Raw genomic sequence first — 16,423 nt, 5'->3', positions numbered from 1 at the left:
AAGACCTCTTGCAAAAGTCTTAAGTCGATCCTTGTACAGCAACATTTTTGAAGATTATCAACTACTAATAAATAATTAACTGAAAGTCCCTCCCATTATTGTTTCTATCGTTTGTTTTCGGATTTATGCAAGAGGTCTATAGTATTCAAAGTGTTGATCGAAAGCTAGACACCTTACAGCAAGATGTTGATCAAAAGCTAGATAATCTCGAAAAAGATTTCGATCAAAAGCTAGAAACCTTACAGAAATTGGTGGTGGGTTAATAATTGGGGGTGGGCGAACGCGGTTCGCCCCTACAGATCAAAAAATTCAATTTTTTGATTAATTCGATATTGGTTGTGGGCTAATTATTGGCTCTGGGCGAACGCGGTTCGCCCCTACTGTTTTATATTCTCGCTTAAAACAACAAATCTAAATATAATTCTTGTGATTGTTGATCGATTGGCAGATAATCTCGATCATTTGGCCAGTTTTTGGGATTGTTAATAATATATTCTCGAACAACTGCTAGATACTTTTCATCTCGAAGAATTGATTCATAATAATTGCGTTGCCAGATAGGAGTATCTGTGTTCTGTCGAAGCAAATTAATTCGTTTAGTAACCGCCGATTTAAACCCCGCAATACATGACGATAAAGAATTCGGTTTCTGCTGTAGGGGCGCATCGCGTGCGCCCAAATCTAGAGGCCGATTGCCCGCGCCCAAATCTAGAGGCCGATTGCCCGCGCCCAAACTCTGATCGTCGCCAGAATAATCATTAATTATAACAATTCCATGGAAATGATTGGGCATAATAACCCATTCATCCAATTTAAAATTAGGTCGAATTTTGCAGGTTTTTAGCCATTCATCAGCGACAATTTTTCCTAATTGATTAAGGTATATTTGCCCATTTTTGATTTCTCCAAACCAGGATTGTTTTTGGTAGGTACAAATAGTGACAAAATATGCTCCGGGTTGGGAATAATCATAATTTCTGAGGCGAATAGAACGACGATGATGTTTTTCAGGATCAAAGGTCATATATATTCCCGCAATACTAACAAAACCTCTTATCAATTCCCATCATAAGCGATCGCAATTCACACCGACGTATTTTTCCTGAAACCCCCAAAAAACCCAACCCCCCCAAAACCCGTAGGGGCGCACCGCGTGCGCCCAACCCCCACCAAAAAACCCCAAAAAACCCCAATCCCGTGATTAACCCGATTATTGCCGGCGGGCGAACGCAGTTCGATAAACTCACTGACCACAGTTCGCCCCTACAAAATCGACCCGCCTAAGGGCGGGAAAGAAAAGAAAAAAGAAAAAATAGGGAATAAGGGTAAAAAGGGAAAAAAAGGGGAAAAGGGTTACAGAGTCCTCCCAGCACCGCACACCACCCGAAAACCGTAGTCGTAGACGCTGTTGCCGCGGCGGCTGCCGTCCGTGCGGCAAGCAGAACGGCAGTAATCTGGATCGTTGTACCAAAAACCGCCCCGCAGAGGAGAACGATTATCATTCCCATTTTTTATCCAGACACTGCCATCCGTCGGCGCACCGTCATAGTTATCGTGCCAAGTATCAGCACACCATTCCCAGACATTGCCGTGCATATCGTACAGTCCGAAGGCATTAGGGGGAAACTGTCCCACGGGAGTCGTTTGTTGTCGATATTCTCCCTTCGCTTCTTCTGCGTAGGTTTCGCTGGCACGGTAGTTGGCAAATTTCCCCGTAATGGTTTCCCCAAAGTAGAATGGGGTAGTGGTTCCAGCACGACAAGCATATTCCCATTCCGCTTCACTCGGTAGTCGGTATTCCCGTTTTGTTTCCCTTGATAGTCGTTTACAGAATTCCGTTGCTTCATACCAGTTGACACTTTCTACGGGTAGCTCATCCCCTTTGAAGTTAGAAGGGTTTGTCTCTAGGTCGATGTCTATTTTAGCGGTTGCGGCGATCGCTTTCCACTGGGACTGGGTGATGGGATAACGTCCCATGTAGAAAGAAGAAACGGTTACTCGATGTTGAGGTCTTTCACTTCTAAATCCGTCCCAGTTAAATTTTTTCACCAGTCTTTCGATTTCCTCGTCTTCTGTTCCCATCAGGAAAGTTCCCCCCGGTATGGCAACCATTTCTAAGGTGATGCCGTCACCCAAATCTTCGCTGAAATATTGGGACTGTTTCGACTCTTTTTTGATTTGCTCACCCTTCGCATTTACTCCCACCACCTCAAAGTTAAATACTGATAACGGTTGTTTTGGCTCTTCTGGTTCAAGCTTGAATTGATAGGTAATTGCTCTTTCTAGTTGCTCAAATCCGTCTTCTTCCCAATAATCAAGCCGGTGAATATCTCGCAGATTCAAGCCAACTTCTGACATTCGCAGATCAGGAATTTCGCATTCTTCTAACCTCATGGGAATAAAAAAAATTGTCCCCGGTAGCATCTCTCCCAAGGTATCAAGTGCAATCCTCAACTCCCGTTGGATATACCCCTGTTTATTAGCCGATTTCCCTGACAGACAGGCGAGAAAAATCTGACTAGCTTTAATCGCTTTCGGAATTTCATCTCGCCAAATTTGACCCGGAATCAGGTCTTTTTTATCCAACCAAGGTTTATATCCCGCTTGCTTGAGGCGGTTATACAGTGCCAAAACTGCTGGTTTGTCCTCACTGGCATGGGCCAAGAAAATTTGGATATCTGACTTTTTCATAACTTTTTCTTATGACCACAAGTAGGGGAGAGCCAGATTAACTGGCAGAAAATCTCTAAATAAACCATTTAATTGATTATTACTCATTCTTAATTCTCCTGTCTCCTGTCTCCTAACTACTGATTCCTCACCAACCAGGACAATTTTGGATTTTTACAGCAAGTCCACTTTCTCACTTTCCCCACCCGTGACCTTTTTCCGTTAGATTATAAATGGATACAAAACTTAACATTTTATCCAGAATCTACCGAGAGGGCAGACCGTGCGGCCAGATACCCTAGAAAATAACCAGCATTCAGCCGATAATTCGCTAGTTCCCGAAGTTATCGCATTTAAACCCGAACTTGAGCCAGAGAAACCCGAATACTCGCCAAAACCGACAAAAACCAACTCTTGGCTATCGGGAGGAAAGGGTTTATTTATCGGTGTGGGATTGGGGGTTTTATTGACCCTGGGGGCGACTCGTTTCGCTAATCGACCCGAAACAGCCCAAAACCCCAATACTCAGCCCGTAGCGGCAAAAAATGAGGCACCAGCACAAACAGTAACCACCACTAGGGTAGAATCCACTCCCGTGGCCCGCACCCTGAAAGCGACTGGAAGCGTGGCAGCCGATGAATTAATCCCGATTCTTTCCCAAGCGACGGGACTACAAATCAAAGAAATCTTTGTCGATGAGGGTGATATCGTTAGCCAAGGTCAAATTCTCGCTCGTCTCGATGATACCGTCCTACAAGCGCAATTAACCCAAGCACAGGCAAATGTCGCCCAATCCCGGGCGCGTTTGGCAGAATTGCAAGCGGGGAGCCGTAAAGAGGAGATCGCTGGAGCTAAACAAACTATTCAACGCATAAAAGCCGAAATTAGTCAAGCTCGATCGGATTGGGATTTGGCTAAAAAACGGGTCCAGAGAAACCAAAGTTTAGAAGCGGAAGGAGCGATCGCCCGGGATCGTCTCGATGAAGTCCTCAACGAAGAAAGAAACAAAGCGGCGATCGTACAACAGACCCAATCTCGTTTAGGAGAAGCAGAGCAGCAACTGGCACAATTGCAAGCCGGCAATCGTCCCGAAGTGATCGCCCAAGCTACAGCCCAATTAGCGGAAGCTCAAAGCCGTTTAGCCATTGTTAAAGCCCAATTAAACGAGACGCGCCTGATTTCCCCGGTTAGTGGCAAAATTGCCGAAAGAAATGGCCGCATCGGGGACACCACCAACGGTCAAAATGCTCTCTTTAAAATCATCGAAAATGGCCGTTTAGAGCTAAGATTGCGGGTTCCTGAGAATCAATTGCCCTTAATCCGCGTCGGAGCGCCCGTTACTATCACTTCCGATGCTAATACCAGTTTAAAATTATCGGGACAGGTGCGGGAAATTAATCCCATCGTCGATGAGGCATCCCGTCAAGCAACGGTTAAAGTCGATTTAACCGACAATACAGGGTTAAAACCGGGGATGTTTTTACGAGGTGCGATCGTGACGAATACTAGCAATAGTTTAACCGTCCCCATGACCGCAGTTTTACCTCAAAAAGATAATCAAGCTCTAGTTTATTTAGTGGAACCTGATAACACCGTTACCGCCAAAACTGTGCAATTAGGTCAAATTATGCCCAATAACCGCGTGGAAATTCTCACCGGTTTACAAGCGGGCGATCGCATTGTGGTCAAAGGGGCAGCCTATCTCGGTGATGGCGACAAAATTACAGCAATCAGCGATCAGTAATCAGTAATCAGTGATCAGTAAACAGTAAACAGTAATCAGTGATCGGTGATCGGTGAAAAGACAGTAGCAAACTGCCATTTGATCAGGCTCACTTAATACATACTGCTCACTCAAAACTTAAAACTTAAAACTCAAATCTGATAACTGATAACTGATAACCGGTAACTGAAAACTCACATCTGGTAACTGATAACTTACCCACTGATAACTGATAACTGATAACTGATAACTGATAACTGAAATTATGGCTTTTAATATTTCTAATTGGTCTATCAAAAATCCCATTCCCACGATCCTGATCTCCCTAGTTATGGCCTTAATGGGATACATTGCCTTTCTAGGATTAGGGATCGATCGCTCTCCTAATATTGACATTCCGGCCGTGATTATCACCGTTAATCAACCGGGTGCAGGTCCAGAGGAATTGGAAACCCAAGTCACCAAAAAAGTCGAGGATGCGGTGGCTGCTTTGGGTAATATCGATCAAATTACTTCTACCGTTAACGAAGGCAGCAGCACCACCACCGTTAACTTTATCCTCGGCACTAACAGCGATCGCGCTACAAATGATGTACGCAATGCCATAGCGCAAATTCGGCAGGATTTACCCCAAGATACTAATGATCCAATTGTCCAACGTTTAGAATTTGCCGGGGGTGCGGTGATGAACTACACCATCTCCTCCCCGAAAAGATCGATCGCCGAATTAAGTGATCTAGTTGATCGTCAAATTGGCCGCGCTTTAACGGGAGTGCCGGGGGTAGCACGAGTCGATCGCGTTGGGGGAGTCGATCGAGAAGTGCGTGTAGATTTAGATCCCGGCCGTCTGATCGCCTACGGTATCACGGCCACGGCGGTTAATGACCAAATTCGTAGTTTTAATATTAATTTACCCGGAGGGCGATCGGAAATCGCCGGCAGTGAACAAACTGTCCGCACCCTCGGCAGCGCTGAAACTATCGAAGATTTAAGAAATTATCAAATCTCTTTACCTAACGGTGATAGCGTCCCCTTAAGCAATTTAGGGACAGTTAGCGATAGTTCCAGTGATCCTCGACAAATGGCCCTCTTAGATGGGCAGCCAGTGGTGGGTTTTTCGATTTTACGGGGGACTGGCAGCACCTTGGTGACGGTAGAAACAGCCGTGCGTCAAGAAATCGAGAATTTAAAGAAAAAACTGCCCGAAGATATTAAATTTCAATTAATTTTTACCCGTGCCGACTCAATTCGTGCTAGTTACGAAAGCCTTCTTAGCGATCTCCTGATTGGTTGTATGATGACGGTGATCACGGTGGGTCTATTTTTAGGCAATTGGCGCGCCACGATTATCACGGGTTTGGCCCTGCCTTTGTCCATTTTCCCGACTTTTTGGGTGATGCAATCCCTAAATTATACCCTTAACGGCATGACCCTACTGGCGTTAGCTTTAGCTTTGGGTAATCTGGTCGATGATGCGGTGTGTATGGTGGAGGACATCGATCAACATTTAGCTATGGGTAAAAAACCCCTGCAAGCGGCCTTTGATGCCTCAAAAGAGATTGGATTAGCTGTTTTAGCCAGTGCGGCGGCAATTATGGCGGTATTCCTGCCGGTTGCTTTTATGGGCGGTGTGCCAGGGCAATTCTTTCAACCTTTCGGCGTTACGGTGGCGGTTTCTACCCTATTCTCCAGTTTGATCGCTGTCACCGTCACCCCGATGTTAAGTGCCTATATTTTACAGCCGAAAAAGCTGAAAACCGGTGATAATAATCCCTCCTCGCGCCCCCGTTTTCGTCCCTACAAAAGTTTGTTAACTTGGGCTTTACGTCATCGAATCCTGACTTTATTGGCGGCTTTGGCCTTTTTTATCGGTAGTTTACAGTTAGTTCCCTTGATTCCAAAAGGGTTATTTAGTTCTGGGGATACTGGATTAAGTACGATCAGCCTAGAATTGCCTCCCGGTGCGACTTTGAATGATACTGTTGCCGTGGCCAATCAGGTGAATAGTTTACTGCAAAAAAATCCCGCCGTCTCTAATGTTTTGGCTATTCCGGGAGATTCGGGGCGGGTAAACACGGGGTTAATATATGTTAATTTAGTTCCTAAGGAACAGCGATCGCTGACTCAACGGCAATTTGAGGAACAAACCCGTCGGGATTTCCAGAAGATACCGGGGGCAAGAGTGACTTTTCGGGCGCAGGGGGGAGCAGGAAGCACTAAGGATGTCGCTATTATTTTAAAAAGTGAAAATGGCGATATTTTAACCCAAACTGCCCAAAAATTAGAGCGAGAAATGCGGGCTTTACCCGGTTTTGTCGAGGTAAGTTCCGGGGTAAGTTTAGTTAAACCGGAGATTATTATTCAACCGGATCCTGTCCGGGCTGCTGATCAGGGAGTCTCGGTCAGAGCGATCGCCCGTACTGCATCTTTAGCTTTAATCGGCGATAATGAGTTTAATTTAGCTAAATTTAACCTTGCTGACCGACAAATTCCCATCCGGGTAAAAATTGCCAACGATGGACGCAGCGAGATAGAAACTCTGCAAAATTTGCGCGTTCCTAGCAGTAATGGGACGTTAGTACCGCTTAACTCGGTGGCGACAATTAGCTTAGGTAGTGGACCTGCGGAAATTCAACGCTTTAACCGTCAACGTCAGGTTAATATTGGAGCTAATTTAGAGGGAGTTTCTTTGGGAAGTGCGGTGACACAAATTCGCGCTTTACCAATCATGAAAAACTTACCCCCAGAGGTGACAGAAGAACCCTTTGGTGATGCTCGTATTATGCGCGATATCTTCGCTCGTTTTTTGGGGGCGTTAAGTTTAGCAATTATTTCTATCTATGGGATTCTGGTATTGTTGTATAACAATTTTCTCTATCCCCTAGCGATTTTAACTTCCCTTCCTTTATCGATTGGTGGTACTTTAATCGCTCTTTTAATTACCCAAAAAGAGTTAGGTTTATACGCTTTAATTGGCATAGTTTTACTGATGGGGTTAGTCACTAAAAATGCGATTCTGTTAGTAGATTTTGCCCTGAGTGGTATTGAGTCAGGGAAACCGCAATTTAAGGCGATGATTGATTCGGGAGTCTCTCGTTTACGACCAATTATTATGACCTCCGTTTCCACAGTTGCCGGGATGTTACCGATTGCTTTAGCTTTGGGTGCAGATGGGGAAATTCGCGCACCGATGGCGATTGCTGTTATTGGTGGTTTTACCACTTCCACCCTATTAACTTTGGTGGTTGTGCCGGTAATCTTTACTTATATCGATAGTTTTTACTATTGGTTGCGGGGATTATTTGTTAAACAAAAACCCAAGTCGATTTAGTAGTAAAATATCTTGCTGAAAGCTTGAGAAAAAACCCAGAGAAACTAACCCATGAATCCCTTGACAGTCACACATCAAACTCTATCCCTTCCCCCCATGGGCTGCGGTACTTGGGCCTGGGGAAATCGTCTTCTCTGGGGTTATGATGAGAGTATGGATAGCCAGTTACAAGCGGTTTTTAATCTCTGCGTCGAGCGGGGTGTCACCCTATTTGATACGGGAGACTCCTACGGCACAGGCAAACTCAACGGACAGAGTGAGAAGCTATTAGGACGCTTTACAGGGGAATATACCGGTTATAACGCTGATCATATCCGTATTGCCACCAAACTCGCCCCTTATCCTTGGCGTTTAACCCGTCATGCCATGGTGAAAGCTTGTCAAGCTTCGGCAACCAGATTAGGCCGCCCGGTGGATTTAGTGCAAATGCACTGGTCAACGGGCAATTATGCGCCATGGCAGGAGGGAGGATTATTAGACGGATTGGGGGATTGTCTGGAAAAGGGGTTAGTTAAAGGAGTCGGTTTATCCAATTTTGGACCGAAAAGATTGAAGTCTGCCTATCAAAAGTTTGCCAGTCGCGGCATTCCTATTACCAGTTTACAGGTACAGTATTCTCTCCTTTCTACCTATCCTCTCACTGACTTAGGATTAAAGGAACTATGTGATCAATTGGGCATTAAAATTATTGCCTATAGTCCCTTAGCTTTGGGTTTATTAACGGGGAAATATCGAGATAATAAAAACTTACCCCCAGGATTACGTCGCTTCCTTTTTGGTCAATTAATTCCCGCTATTTCGCCTCTGATAAGTTGTCTAGAAGTTATCGCCCAAGCTAAAAATAAAACCATTAGCCAAGTTGCCTTAAATTGGTGTATTTGTAAGGGAACAATTCCTATCCCCGGAGCTAAAAATATTCGGCAAGCTGAGGATAATCTTGGGGCTTTAGGATGGACTTTAGACAGTGGGGAAATAGCAGAATTAGATAAAATTGCCGCAGGTTTGGATAAAAAAATGGTACAAAATATCTTTCAAACTAAGTAGGGTTGGCTGAAAAAGCTTGTTGGTGGGGTGTGGAACGAACCACAAAGACACAAAGGACGCAAAGATTGATCGCTTATAAGTTAAACTGATCAGACAAAGAATAAGAGAGCCAATTTCCCCCCGATTACTCGAAGAACTGGCAATTTTTGAGGTCAAAAAAGCCTAAAGATATTATCCAACAAGGTTTTTAGATTTATTCAGCAAACCCTAAGTAATACTAAATCTGGTTATTAAGAACTGATTATTTATTCTCCCTATTGCCTTTTGCCTCTTGCCTTTTGCCTATCCTAACCAAGAAGTTAATTTTGCACGACTACTTATCTTGAGAGACCAATTTTAAGCTGGGACGGGGTTGCAAAGTTCCCCCGTAAGCGACGGCAGTATGAGGAGATAGGACAAGATGAGGAGATATGCCCAAAGAAATTCGATAGATTTCCTCAGCTTTATCAATTAATTGCTGTTTAACCGGCTCTTTCGGCAAATTTTGCCGCCAAGCTAGGGGAATCCCCTCGATCCCGTTGTACAATCCCGCCCAAATTCCCGCTAAAGTGCTAGTTAATTGCCGTTGATAGGGACTAGAATTAGCACGACGCACGCTAACGGCGAAATCCTCGCTCGTTTGCAGAAAGGTATAGAGAGAAAATGCGATCGCAATTCCTAAAGGTGAGCTATCTTTCGCCCAAGCCGATAAGATGAACTCTAAGGGATGATTCTGCCCTAAAGCTGACTGAATCTGCTCTAATAGCTTATTCTTGGGGTTAATAGTTAGCAATTGCCCCATTAACTGATTTAAAGGCCTTTTTCCCTGTAATAACAGACCTACCGCCTCTCCCCAAATTATCGCTTCTTGTCGGGTTAACTCGGAAATTAAGCCCTTTTTCAGCCAAAAATTTAATCTAGCTTGCCAACGTTCCCCATGGTCAGGCCAGGTTAAAATCTCCGGCAGTAGCACAAATAATAACGCCGATTCCGACTGCTGCCTAGCTGCGATCGCAATGGGCAAATCTTCCTGAGATTGCAGAGCTTGCAAAAGCAGGGTCGTCCTCGGTGTAGCCTCATAGTTAAAGGCTGGTATTAGGGGCTGATTATGCAATGATTCCCCGATATATGCCCCGATTAACCCTCCCTGAAGGCGTTCGAGGGGTGAAAAGACCTTCTGCATAAATTAGCTCAATTTGCCCGGTAGGTGACTTCCCCGACTTTGCCCGGTTGCCCCAGTTGTTGAGCATGAGCATTATTAACGGCAACGTAAACCCCGCCAGCATTACCCGCTCTCACGGTTAATTCCCGGTTTGCTTGCCAAGTGCGATGGGTTCCCTGGGGCAGCACACCCTCAAATTCTGTCTTGCCATCCACCACCACCCGCAGCCAGCAGTCATCTTCCAGTTTTACCCCCACCACCAGCTGCTGATTATTGCTGGTTTTGTTGGCTACCGGTTGAAGGGGATTGCTTTTCGGTTGGACAATTTGCTGTTGTGGCAAGGAAGGCGGCGGTAAGCGATTCGATTGCAGTACCGATTTTTGCAGGACGTGGGATAGGGTTTGTACGGAACCAATAACTAAGATTAAATAGAGAAAATAGAGATGAATCGGGCGAATTTGAAGACTTGGCAGCGATAAAGACGGTTTTGTTCCCCTAAAAAAGTTATTTACCTTGGTAGGAAAACGCCGGCTAATCGTCTCACCATCCAGGGACAGACTATCGGCAAATTGTTTGATTAACCAACGAATATAAATCGGTTCGGGCAATGCCTCCAAATCCCCCGCTTCCAACGCTTCTAGGCGATGGCGCGGGATTAAGGTTTTCTGGGCAATTTCCTCGAGAGAAAGGGACTGTTCTAGGCGATTTTTTTGCAAATAAACGCCTATTTCCGCTAATTTGCTGCGTTGTTTACGCTGGGGATCGAGTTGTGATTGGAGAAGGCGAAACATATCGCTATTAGGGGCTGACTTTCAGCTTAGTTAATCTGGTTCTTTAAATATTTCAGTTCATCAAGGGTTAAAAAACGGTAATCACCCAAGGGTAAGGGGGAATTATTACCAGAGTTTAATTGAATACGACCGATGGCGCTGCGATGAAGTTTCAGGACGCGATAGCCTAACTCTTCGGCTACAGAGCGAATCTGCCGATTTCTTCCCTCCACTAAAATAACTTCTAGTAGGGTTTTTTGGTCGGTTTGCTTGAGTATCTCAACCTGTGCGGGTAAGGTTTTTTTTCCCTCTAAGAGGATACCTTCTCGCCAACGCTGGAGAGCAAGTCTATCAATCGCACCATCTAGCCAAACCCGATAGGTTTTGGGCAAATGATAACGGGGATGGGTGAGGGTGAGGGTCAGTTGACCGTCGTTGGTGAGGAGTAAAGCCCCAGTGGTGTTGATGTCCAACCTGCCTACGGGATGTAACCCTGTCTCGCTGGCGAGGGAGTCGGGCAAAAGGTCGATTACTGTCGGCCGGTTTTGTGGATCCTTACAGGTAGAAACCACACCAATGGGTTTGTTGATCAGTATATACAATCTTTTGGGACGATTGGCCGGTTCAATTTTTTTTCCGTCTATTTCTAGGTGATCTTTTTCGGGGTCGGCTTTTTCTCCTAACTGCACGATTTTGCCATTCCGTCTCACCCGGCCGGCTACGATCATCTCCTCCGCCCTTCTTCGGGAGGCAATTCCCCACTGGGCAAGGATTTTCTGGACTCTCTCCGCCATTTTTTTTTAGTTTTTAACCCTTTCTATCTCCTATTATAGGCATCCTAAAAGGGTTTTTTCGCCCAAATAGTGAAGAAAAACCGAATATCTCCGGCTGCCTCTTTGATTTTTTTTCTTTGAAAACTTCTCAAAAAAAAGAGGAGTAATCCCTTGACTTGGGCGGCGGCTTCGGTTATACTTTTCTTATAATGGGAATCTGTGCGTTTTTTAGTGAACTCTACCACTCCATTGTATATAAAGTCTTATAAAAATATTATTGCAAAAAGCCGTGAAAAAAGCAAGCAAAATTTTGCCGACAATTGTTAAAAAAGTCGGGCTAATTTTTTTTACGGGGGGATATGACTTTAAACGGGTTATTTCTCGGTTATCCAAGCGGTTGAGAGAAGAAAGAGATCGGCAATTGATGGAAGAAATTGTGAATGAATAGAGAAAATCATTACTAATACATTTATCTGTGTTGATTTTAGTTTTATAGATTCTTGTAGGGTGCGTGTTTGCGGCGATAATCTCTGACAAAAAAACAAATTAATAATCCGCACCCCACGCAGCAACTTAATTATTAAATTGGTGCGTTACGCTATCGAATGGCGTACCCTACAGGATTAATGTTAACTTATTTTTCAGGAATAGCAGATAGGATAGCTCGAAGTGCTTTGTTTACATCTTCAGAATTTTTGAAAACTTTAGCGACATCCGATTCTAAGGTAACAGTTATTTTTGTCTCATTTACCTGAGAAGCAAAACGATTAGGATGAGCCTTAGTATAATTAAAATTATATTCAGGAAGTAGGTCATCCTGTAAATTTTGGTTAGTTTTAGAGTCCTGTGTATTTTTCATAGTCTTGGCGTTCCTTTTTGGTTGTTAAACGTGCGCTGATAATACGAATCATTTGATTTTTTTCAGTAAAACAAACTACTAAAAGGCGATTCTTGTCATCGTGTCCGATAATAATTTCTCGTTTTTCACCGACCGAATGCCACTCATCATCAAAAATGTAGGCTAGAGGATCTCGAAAAACAGCCTTGGCTTCTTCAAAATTGATGCCATGCTTTTTGAGATTAAGTTTTGCCTTGGGGTTATCCCACTCAAATTGTAAGTTCATCAACTTAATTATAGTTCAATCTCCTACTAAACGGTACACTTTTAAATTTTAAGTAATTTTTTTTTCATGAGAAACTTCTAACCAGCCTTCTATTGCCTCTTTAACCATGACCATCAAATCATCATAATTTTCTGCCCAAGTATGACAACCAGACAAAGCTAGTACATTTGCACACCAAACATCATCTTCTTGCCAGACAACCACTTTGATATTCATAATAAATATTTTTTATTGACTGATATTTATTTTAAAAATAACATAAATTTGTTTTTTTTGTGTAAGCCTGAGCTTGTAGGGTGCGTGTTTGCGGCGATAATCTCTGACAAAAAAACCAATTAATAATCCGCGCTCCACGCACCAACTTTATTATTAAATTGCTGCGTTACGCTTTGGCTAACGCACCTACGATTTATGTTTATGTTTGTGGCTAAATTGACAAAAGTTGCTCAAAATATAGCCTTAGCAAAATAAATCGGCCTATTCCTAGTTAACCTGAGTTGAGGATAAGCCGAAACCCTAATTTTACCCTAGCTGGTTATCTCTATTCTTTCGTGGAAGTCATGGCAAAATCTCCTTAGTCCGATAATTCTTTGTACCAATGCCATCACACAAATGCCTATCCTCCTCCCTAACATCAGAATTAGGATTGTGCAAATAAACCCGCACCCAATCGCAACTACGCCCCATTAAAGCGTTTAAGTCCTGCATTGTCCTACAATCTTTGTGTATTGCCCTACAACTCTTCTGCATCGCCCTACAATCCTTCTGTATCCTCACAAAGAAGTCTAAACCAAGATTAACGGGATTTTAGGATTAACTGGATTATTTACTTGGAAACTCCCGACAATCTTTTAAGGTTGAGCATCCTGAAAATCCTCTAATCCTCAAAATCCTGATACTGACTATTTACCCCCAATCCCATCACACAAATATCTATCCTCTTCTCTAGCATCAGAATTAGGATTGTGCAAATAAGCCCGTACCCTATCGCAACTACGCCCCATTAAACCATCTAAACCCCAACCATATTCTCCATTCCACAGTTTGATAGTTTCGTCACTACTACCGGTCGCTAAAGTCTTACCGTCTGGACTAAAACTCACACTCCAGACAGAGTCATTATGCCCTGTCAGAGTGCGGATTTCTTTCCCTGTCTCTACATTCCACAGCTTGATTGTGTTGTCCCAACTACCGGTCGCTAAAGTCTTACAGTCACTGCTAAAACTAAAACTATATAAATTTCAATTATGACCTGTGAGACTGCGTATTTCTTTAACTGTCTATACATTCCACAGTTTGATTGTGTTGTCACAACTATCAGAAGCTAATGATTTACCGTCTCTGCTAAAACTCACGCTACCGAAACCGCCATTATGCCCTGTGAGAGTGCGGATTTCTTTCCCTGTCTCTACATTCCACAGCTTGATTGTGTTGTCACTACTACCGGTCGCTAAAGTCTTACCGTCACTGCTAAAACTCACACTATTGACATTTCCATTATGCCCTGTGAGAGTGCGGATTTCTTGACCTGTCTCTACATTCCACAGTTTGATTGTGTTGTCACCACTATCAAAAGCTAATGTTTTACCGTCGCTGCTAAAACTCACGCTATTGACATGGCCATCATGCCCAAAGAGAGTGAGGATTTCTTGACATGTTGACCCATTCCACAGTTTGATTGTCCTGTTAAAACTACCAGAAGCTAAAGTCTTACCGTCGCTGCTAAAACTCACGCTTGAGATACTAGCATTATGCCCAGAGAGAGTGCGGATTTCTCGACCTGTCTGGATATTCCACAGTTTGATTGTCTTGTCACTACTACCGGTCGCTAATGTCTTACCGTCGGGGCTAAAATTCACACTCCAGACACGGTCATTATGCCCAGAGAGAGTGCGAATTTCTTCCCCTGTTTCTACATCCCACAGTTTGATAGTCTTGTCAGCACTACCGGTCGCTAAAGTCTTACCGTCGTTGCTAAAACTCACGCTATTGACACCGCCATTATGCCTAGAGAGAGTGCGGATTTCTTCCCCTGTCTCTACATTCCACAGTTTGATTGTGTTATCATGACTACCAGAGGCTAATGTTTTACCGTCGGGGCTAAAACTCACACTCAAGACAGAGTCATTATGCCCTAATAAGCGATTATATTCCCTTCCTTCAATTAGAATCTTCTGCAAGGCATCTATTACCTTCGTGTTGCTTGCATTGTGTTTCTGTAAAATTTTTCCAGCCTTAATCGCTTCAACAAAAGCTTCTAAATCTTTTCCCCCTTCATTAAAGAGATACAAAGAATAACCACTGAGAGAATTTGCTAAACTAAGTTCTGTATTAACTTCACGTTGTTTGCGTTCGGCTTCGGCTTTCTGAAGTCGTTGCTGGTATTCCCGACTTGCCCTCATAAACTCAACCGTTACATCCCCAAAATAATTCCTTAAGGCATTTAAATCAGGTAGAGATTTCGCTTTTAATAGATTGCCCACTTGCGTCAACTTAGAGCCAGTCCAAAGCTCACTAATTGCTTTTTTCTCATCCGCTTTATCTTTCCACCAAGATTCAGCCGCTTCTTTTAATTGTCTTTCTAAAATAATCTCCTTCTCATATTTAGTAATCCAGTCCTGTAACCTTTGCCAAGAGCCAATCAAAGCTTCATGGGCAATTTCTACCATGCCTTCCTGACGGCCACTCACCAACAGACGATATTTTTTCACTAATTCATCAACAATTTTTCCTAATTCATCATTAAATCCAGATTTATTTTTCCGTTTACTAACTCTTTTTCCATCCGATGTAATTGTCACTAACTGAACAAAAATACTTTCAACAGCTTTTCCCTGACCCTGAGATTCAAAATGTTGATAAATTTTCTCTGCTTGTTGTTGTAAAGCTCCCCCAACACCGCCCAAATTTTTATAAGTATCGTAATCAAGTAACCTATCCGATAAATCATCCTTTTGCCATAAAAGATCTAAGGTATATTGTAACAAAGGTAAAGACCGAGATTCACCTCTAAAATCTTCAAGAATATTCTCAATCAAATTCAGATCAACATTTACTCCATGAGTCGCCGCCGGATTTTTAATCACTAACTTCAATTCCCGATCTGCCATGGGCGTAATATAACTAAATGGCTTTCTTCCATCGCTTTGTATCGTCACTACAAAATCAGGAAACGTATGCATAAATTGATCTAAAAAGTCAGTTCTCATTGTCAAGACAATTTTGACTGATGAATTATTAGTTCGCTGTAAATAACTAATTAAATTCTCTAAAGATTGAATAAATAGACAACCATTATTATCCTGACTTTGAGTTAAAATTTCTTCAAATTGATCAATAAAAATTAACCACAAAGACTCTGGCTTTTTCTTTAAGGTTGTGATGACCTTTTCTAGGTATTCAACCGCAGCCGTTATATTATCTTGGGGTGGTAAAGCAACTTGAGCCTCCGATTGTTTATAGTCCGTGGGAGATTGAGAAATAAAATTGGCAACCTGAAGATAGAATGAGAAAAAAGGATCATCATTAGGAACCATGCTTAAATTAGAGAAATTGGGCTTATATTTAGCCGATAAAGCAGGAATTAAACCAGCTTGTACTAAAGAAGACTTGCCACTTCCTGATGCTCCTAAAAGAAAAATTAAATTCTCTTTTTCTAGCTCTTTTAATAAATCATTAATGACCTTTTTGCGTCCATAAAAAAGATTCGCATCATTTGCTGTAAATGCAACTAAACCTAAATAGGGAGAATTTTCATTGATGGTTGCAGCAACTTTCTCCTCTTCAGGATCATCGCCATAGTTTATTTCTGTCTTGACATAAATATTCTGTGTGTTATTATCACCCT

Annotated in this window: 13 protein-coding genes and 1 pseudogene; 4 read left to right on the top strand and 10 right to left on the bottom strand. The window is 43.0% G+C overall.

The genetic code is table 11. The features are described 5' to 3' along the window. Positions 1-125: 125 nt before the first annotated feature. On the top strand, positions 126-263 hold the full coding sequence (locus ACOCD9_RS18130) for a hypothetical protein (protein ID WP_419548120.1): 138 nt from the start codon (positions 126-128) through the stop codon (positions 261-263). Positions 264-397: 134 nt separating this feature from the next. On the opposite strand, the gene ACOCD9_RS18125 is transcribed toward ACOCD9_RS18130, so the two are convergent. Next, positions 398-1,024, bottom strand: a complete 627-nt coding sequence (locus tag ACOCD9_RS18125; protein ID WP_419548119.1) for a transposase — start codon at positions 1,022-1,024, stop codon at positions 398-400. A 329-nt stretch (positions 1,025-1,353) separates the two neighbouring features. After that, positions 1,354-2,691, bottom strand: a complete 1,338-nt coding sequence (locus ACOCD9_RS18120) for an SUMF1/EgtB/PvdO family nonheme iron enzyme (protein ID WP_419548118.1) — start codon at positions 2,689-2,691, stop codon at positions 1,354-1,356. Positions 2,692-2,953: 262 nt separating this feature from the next. Between ACOCD9_RS18120 and ACOCD9_RS18115 the strand changes: the two genes are divergently transcribed. From ACOCD9_RS18115 to ACOCD9_RS18105, 3 genes are all read left to right on the top strand, one after another. Beyond that, positions 2,954-4,414: an efflux RND transporter periplasmic adaptor subunit gene (locus tag ACOCD9_RS18115; RefSeq protein WP_419548117.1), complete on the top strand. Its 1,461-nt coding sequence runs from the start codon at positions 2,954-2,956 to the stop codon at positions 4,412-4,414. A 244-nt stretch (positions 4,415-4,658) separates the two neighbouring features. Then, on the top strand, positions 4,659-7,724 hold the full coding sequence (locus ACOCD9_RS18110) for an efflux RND transporter permease subunit (RefSeq protein WP_419548116.1): 3,066 nt from the start codon (positions 4,659-4,661) through the stop codon (positions 7,722-7,724). Between the two features lie 51 nt (positions 7,725-7,775). After that, entirely contained in the window at positions 7,776-8,768 is a 993-nt protein-coding gene (locus ACOCD9_RS18105; RefSeq protein WP_287700259.1) for an aldo/keto reductase, read from the top strand. Positions 8,769-9,081: 313 nt separating this feature from the next. Here ACOCD9_RS18105 and ACOCD9_RS18100 read toward each other — a convergent pair whose 3' ends face one another. The 8 genes and pseudogenes from ACOCD9_RS18100 to ACOCD9_RS18065 form a co-directional block, all read right to left on the bottom strand. After that, the gene (locus ACOCD9_RS18100; protein WP_419548115.1) at positions 9,082-9,930 is read right to left on the bottom strand and encodes a hypothetical protein; all 849 of its coding nucleotides are present in this window, start codon (positions 9,928-9,930) and stop codon (positions 9,082-9,084) included. Positions 9,931-9,938: 8 nt separating this feature from the next. Beyond that, a complete protein-coding gene (locus ACOCD9_RS18095; RefSeq protein WP_419548114.1) occupies positions 9,939-10,700 on the bottom strand; it encodes a helix-turn-helix domain-containing protein in 762 nt (253 codons plus the stop codon). Positions 10,701-10,726: 26 nt separating this feature from the next. Then, positions 10,727-11,473: a pseudouridine synthase gene (locus tag ACOCD9_RS18090; protein WP_002803891.1), complete on the bottom strand. Its 747-nt coding sequence runs from the start codon at positions 11,471-11,473 to the stop codon at positions 10,727-10,729. Between the two features lie 613 nt (positions 11,474-12,086). Next, positions 12,087-12,311, bottom strand: coding sequence for a hypothetical protein (locus tag ACOCD9_RS18085; protein WP_002738113.1), 225 nt, complete (start codon positions 12,309-12,311; stop codon positions 12,087-12,089). Continuing rightward, a complete protein-coding gene (locus ACOCD9_RS18080) occupies positions 12,289-12,576 on the bottom strand; it encodes a BrnT family toxin (RefSeq protein WP_287700257.1) in 288 nt (95 codons plus the stop codon). Before ACOCD9_RS18080 ends, ACOCD9_RS18085 begins: the two co-directional genes overlap by 23 nt. Before the next feature lie 48 nt (positions 12,577-12,624). Then, entirely contained in the window at positions 12,625-12,792 is a 168-nt protein-coding gene (locus ACOCD9_RS18075; protein WP_287700256.1) for a type II toxin-antitoxin system HicB family antitoxin, read from the bottom strand. Positions 12,793-13,134: 342 nt separating this feature from the next. Continuing rightward, complete coding sequence (locus ACOCD9_RS18070) at positions 13,135-13,284, bottom strand: hypothetical protein (RefSeq protein WP_419548113.1); 150 nt, start codon at positions 13,282-13,284, stop codon at positions 13,135-13,137. A gap of 194 nt (positions 13,285-13,478) precedes the next feature. Then, positions 13,479-16,400: pseudogene (locus ACOCD9_RS18065) on the bottom strand (NACHT and WD repeat domain-containing protein). Positions 16,401-16,423: the final 23 nt, after the last annotated feature.

The sequence above is a fragment of the Microcystis sp. genome (genome assembly GCF_048564745.1).
Taxonomy (GTDB): domain Bacteria; phylum Cyanobacteriota; class Cyanobacteriia; order Cyanobacteriales; family Microcystaceae; genus Microcystis; species Microcystis ichthyoblabe_A.
The sequence above is the reverse complement of the archived record's forward strand: the minus strand, read 5'-3'. Positions and strand labels throughout refer to the sequence as shown.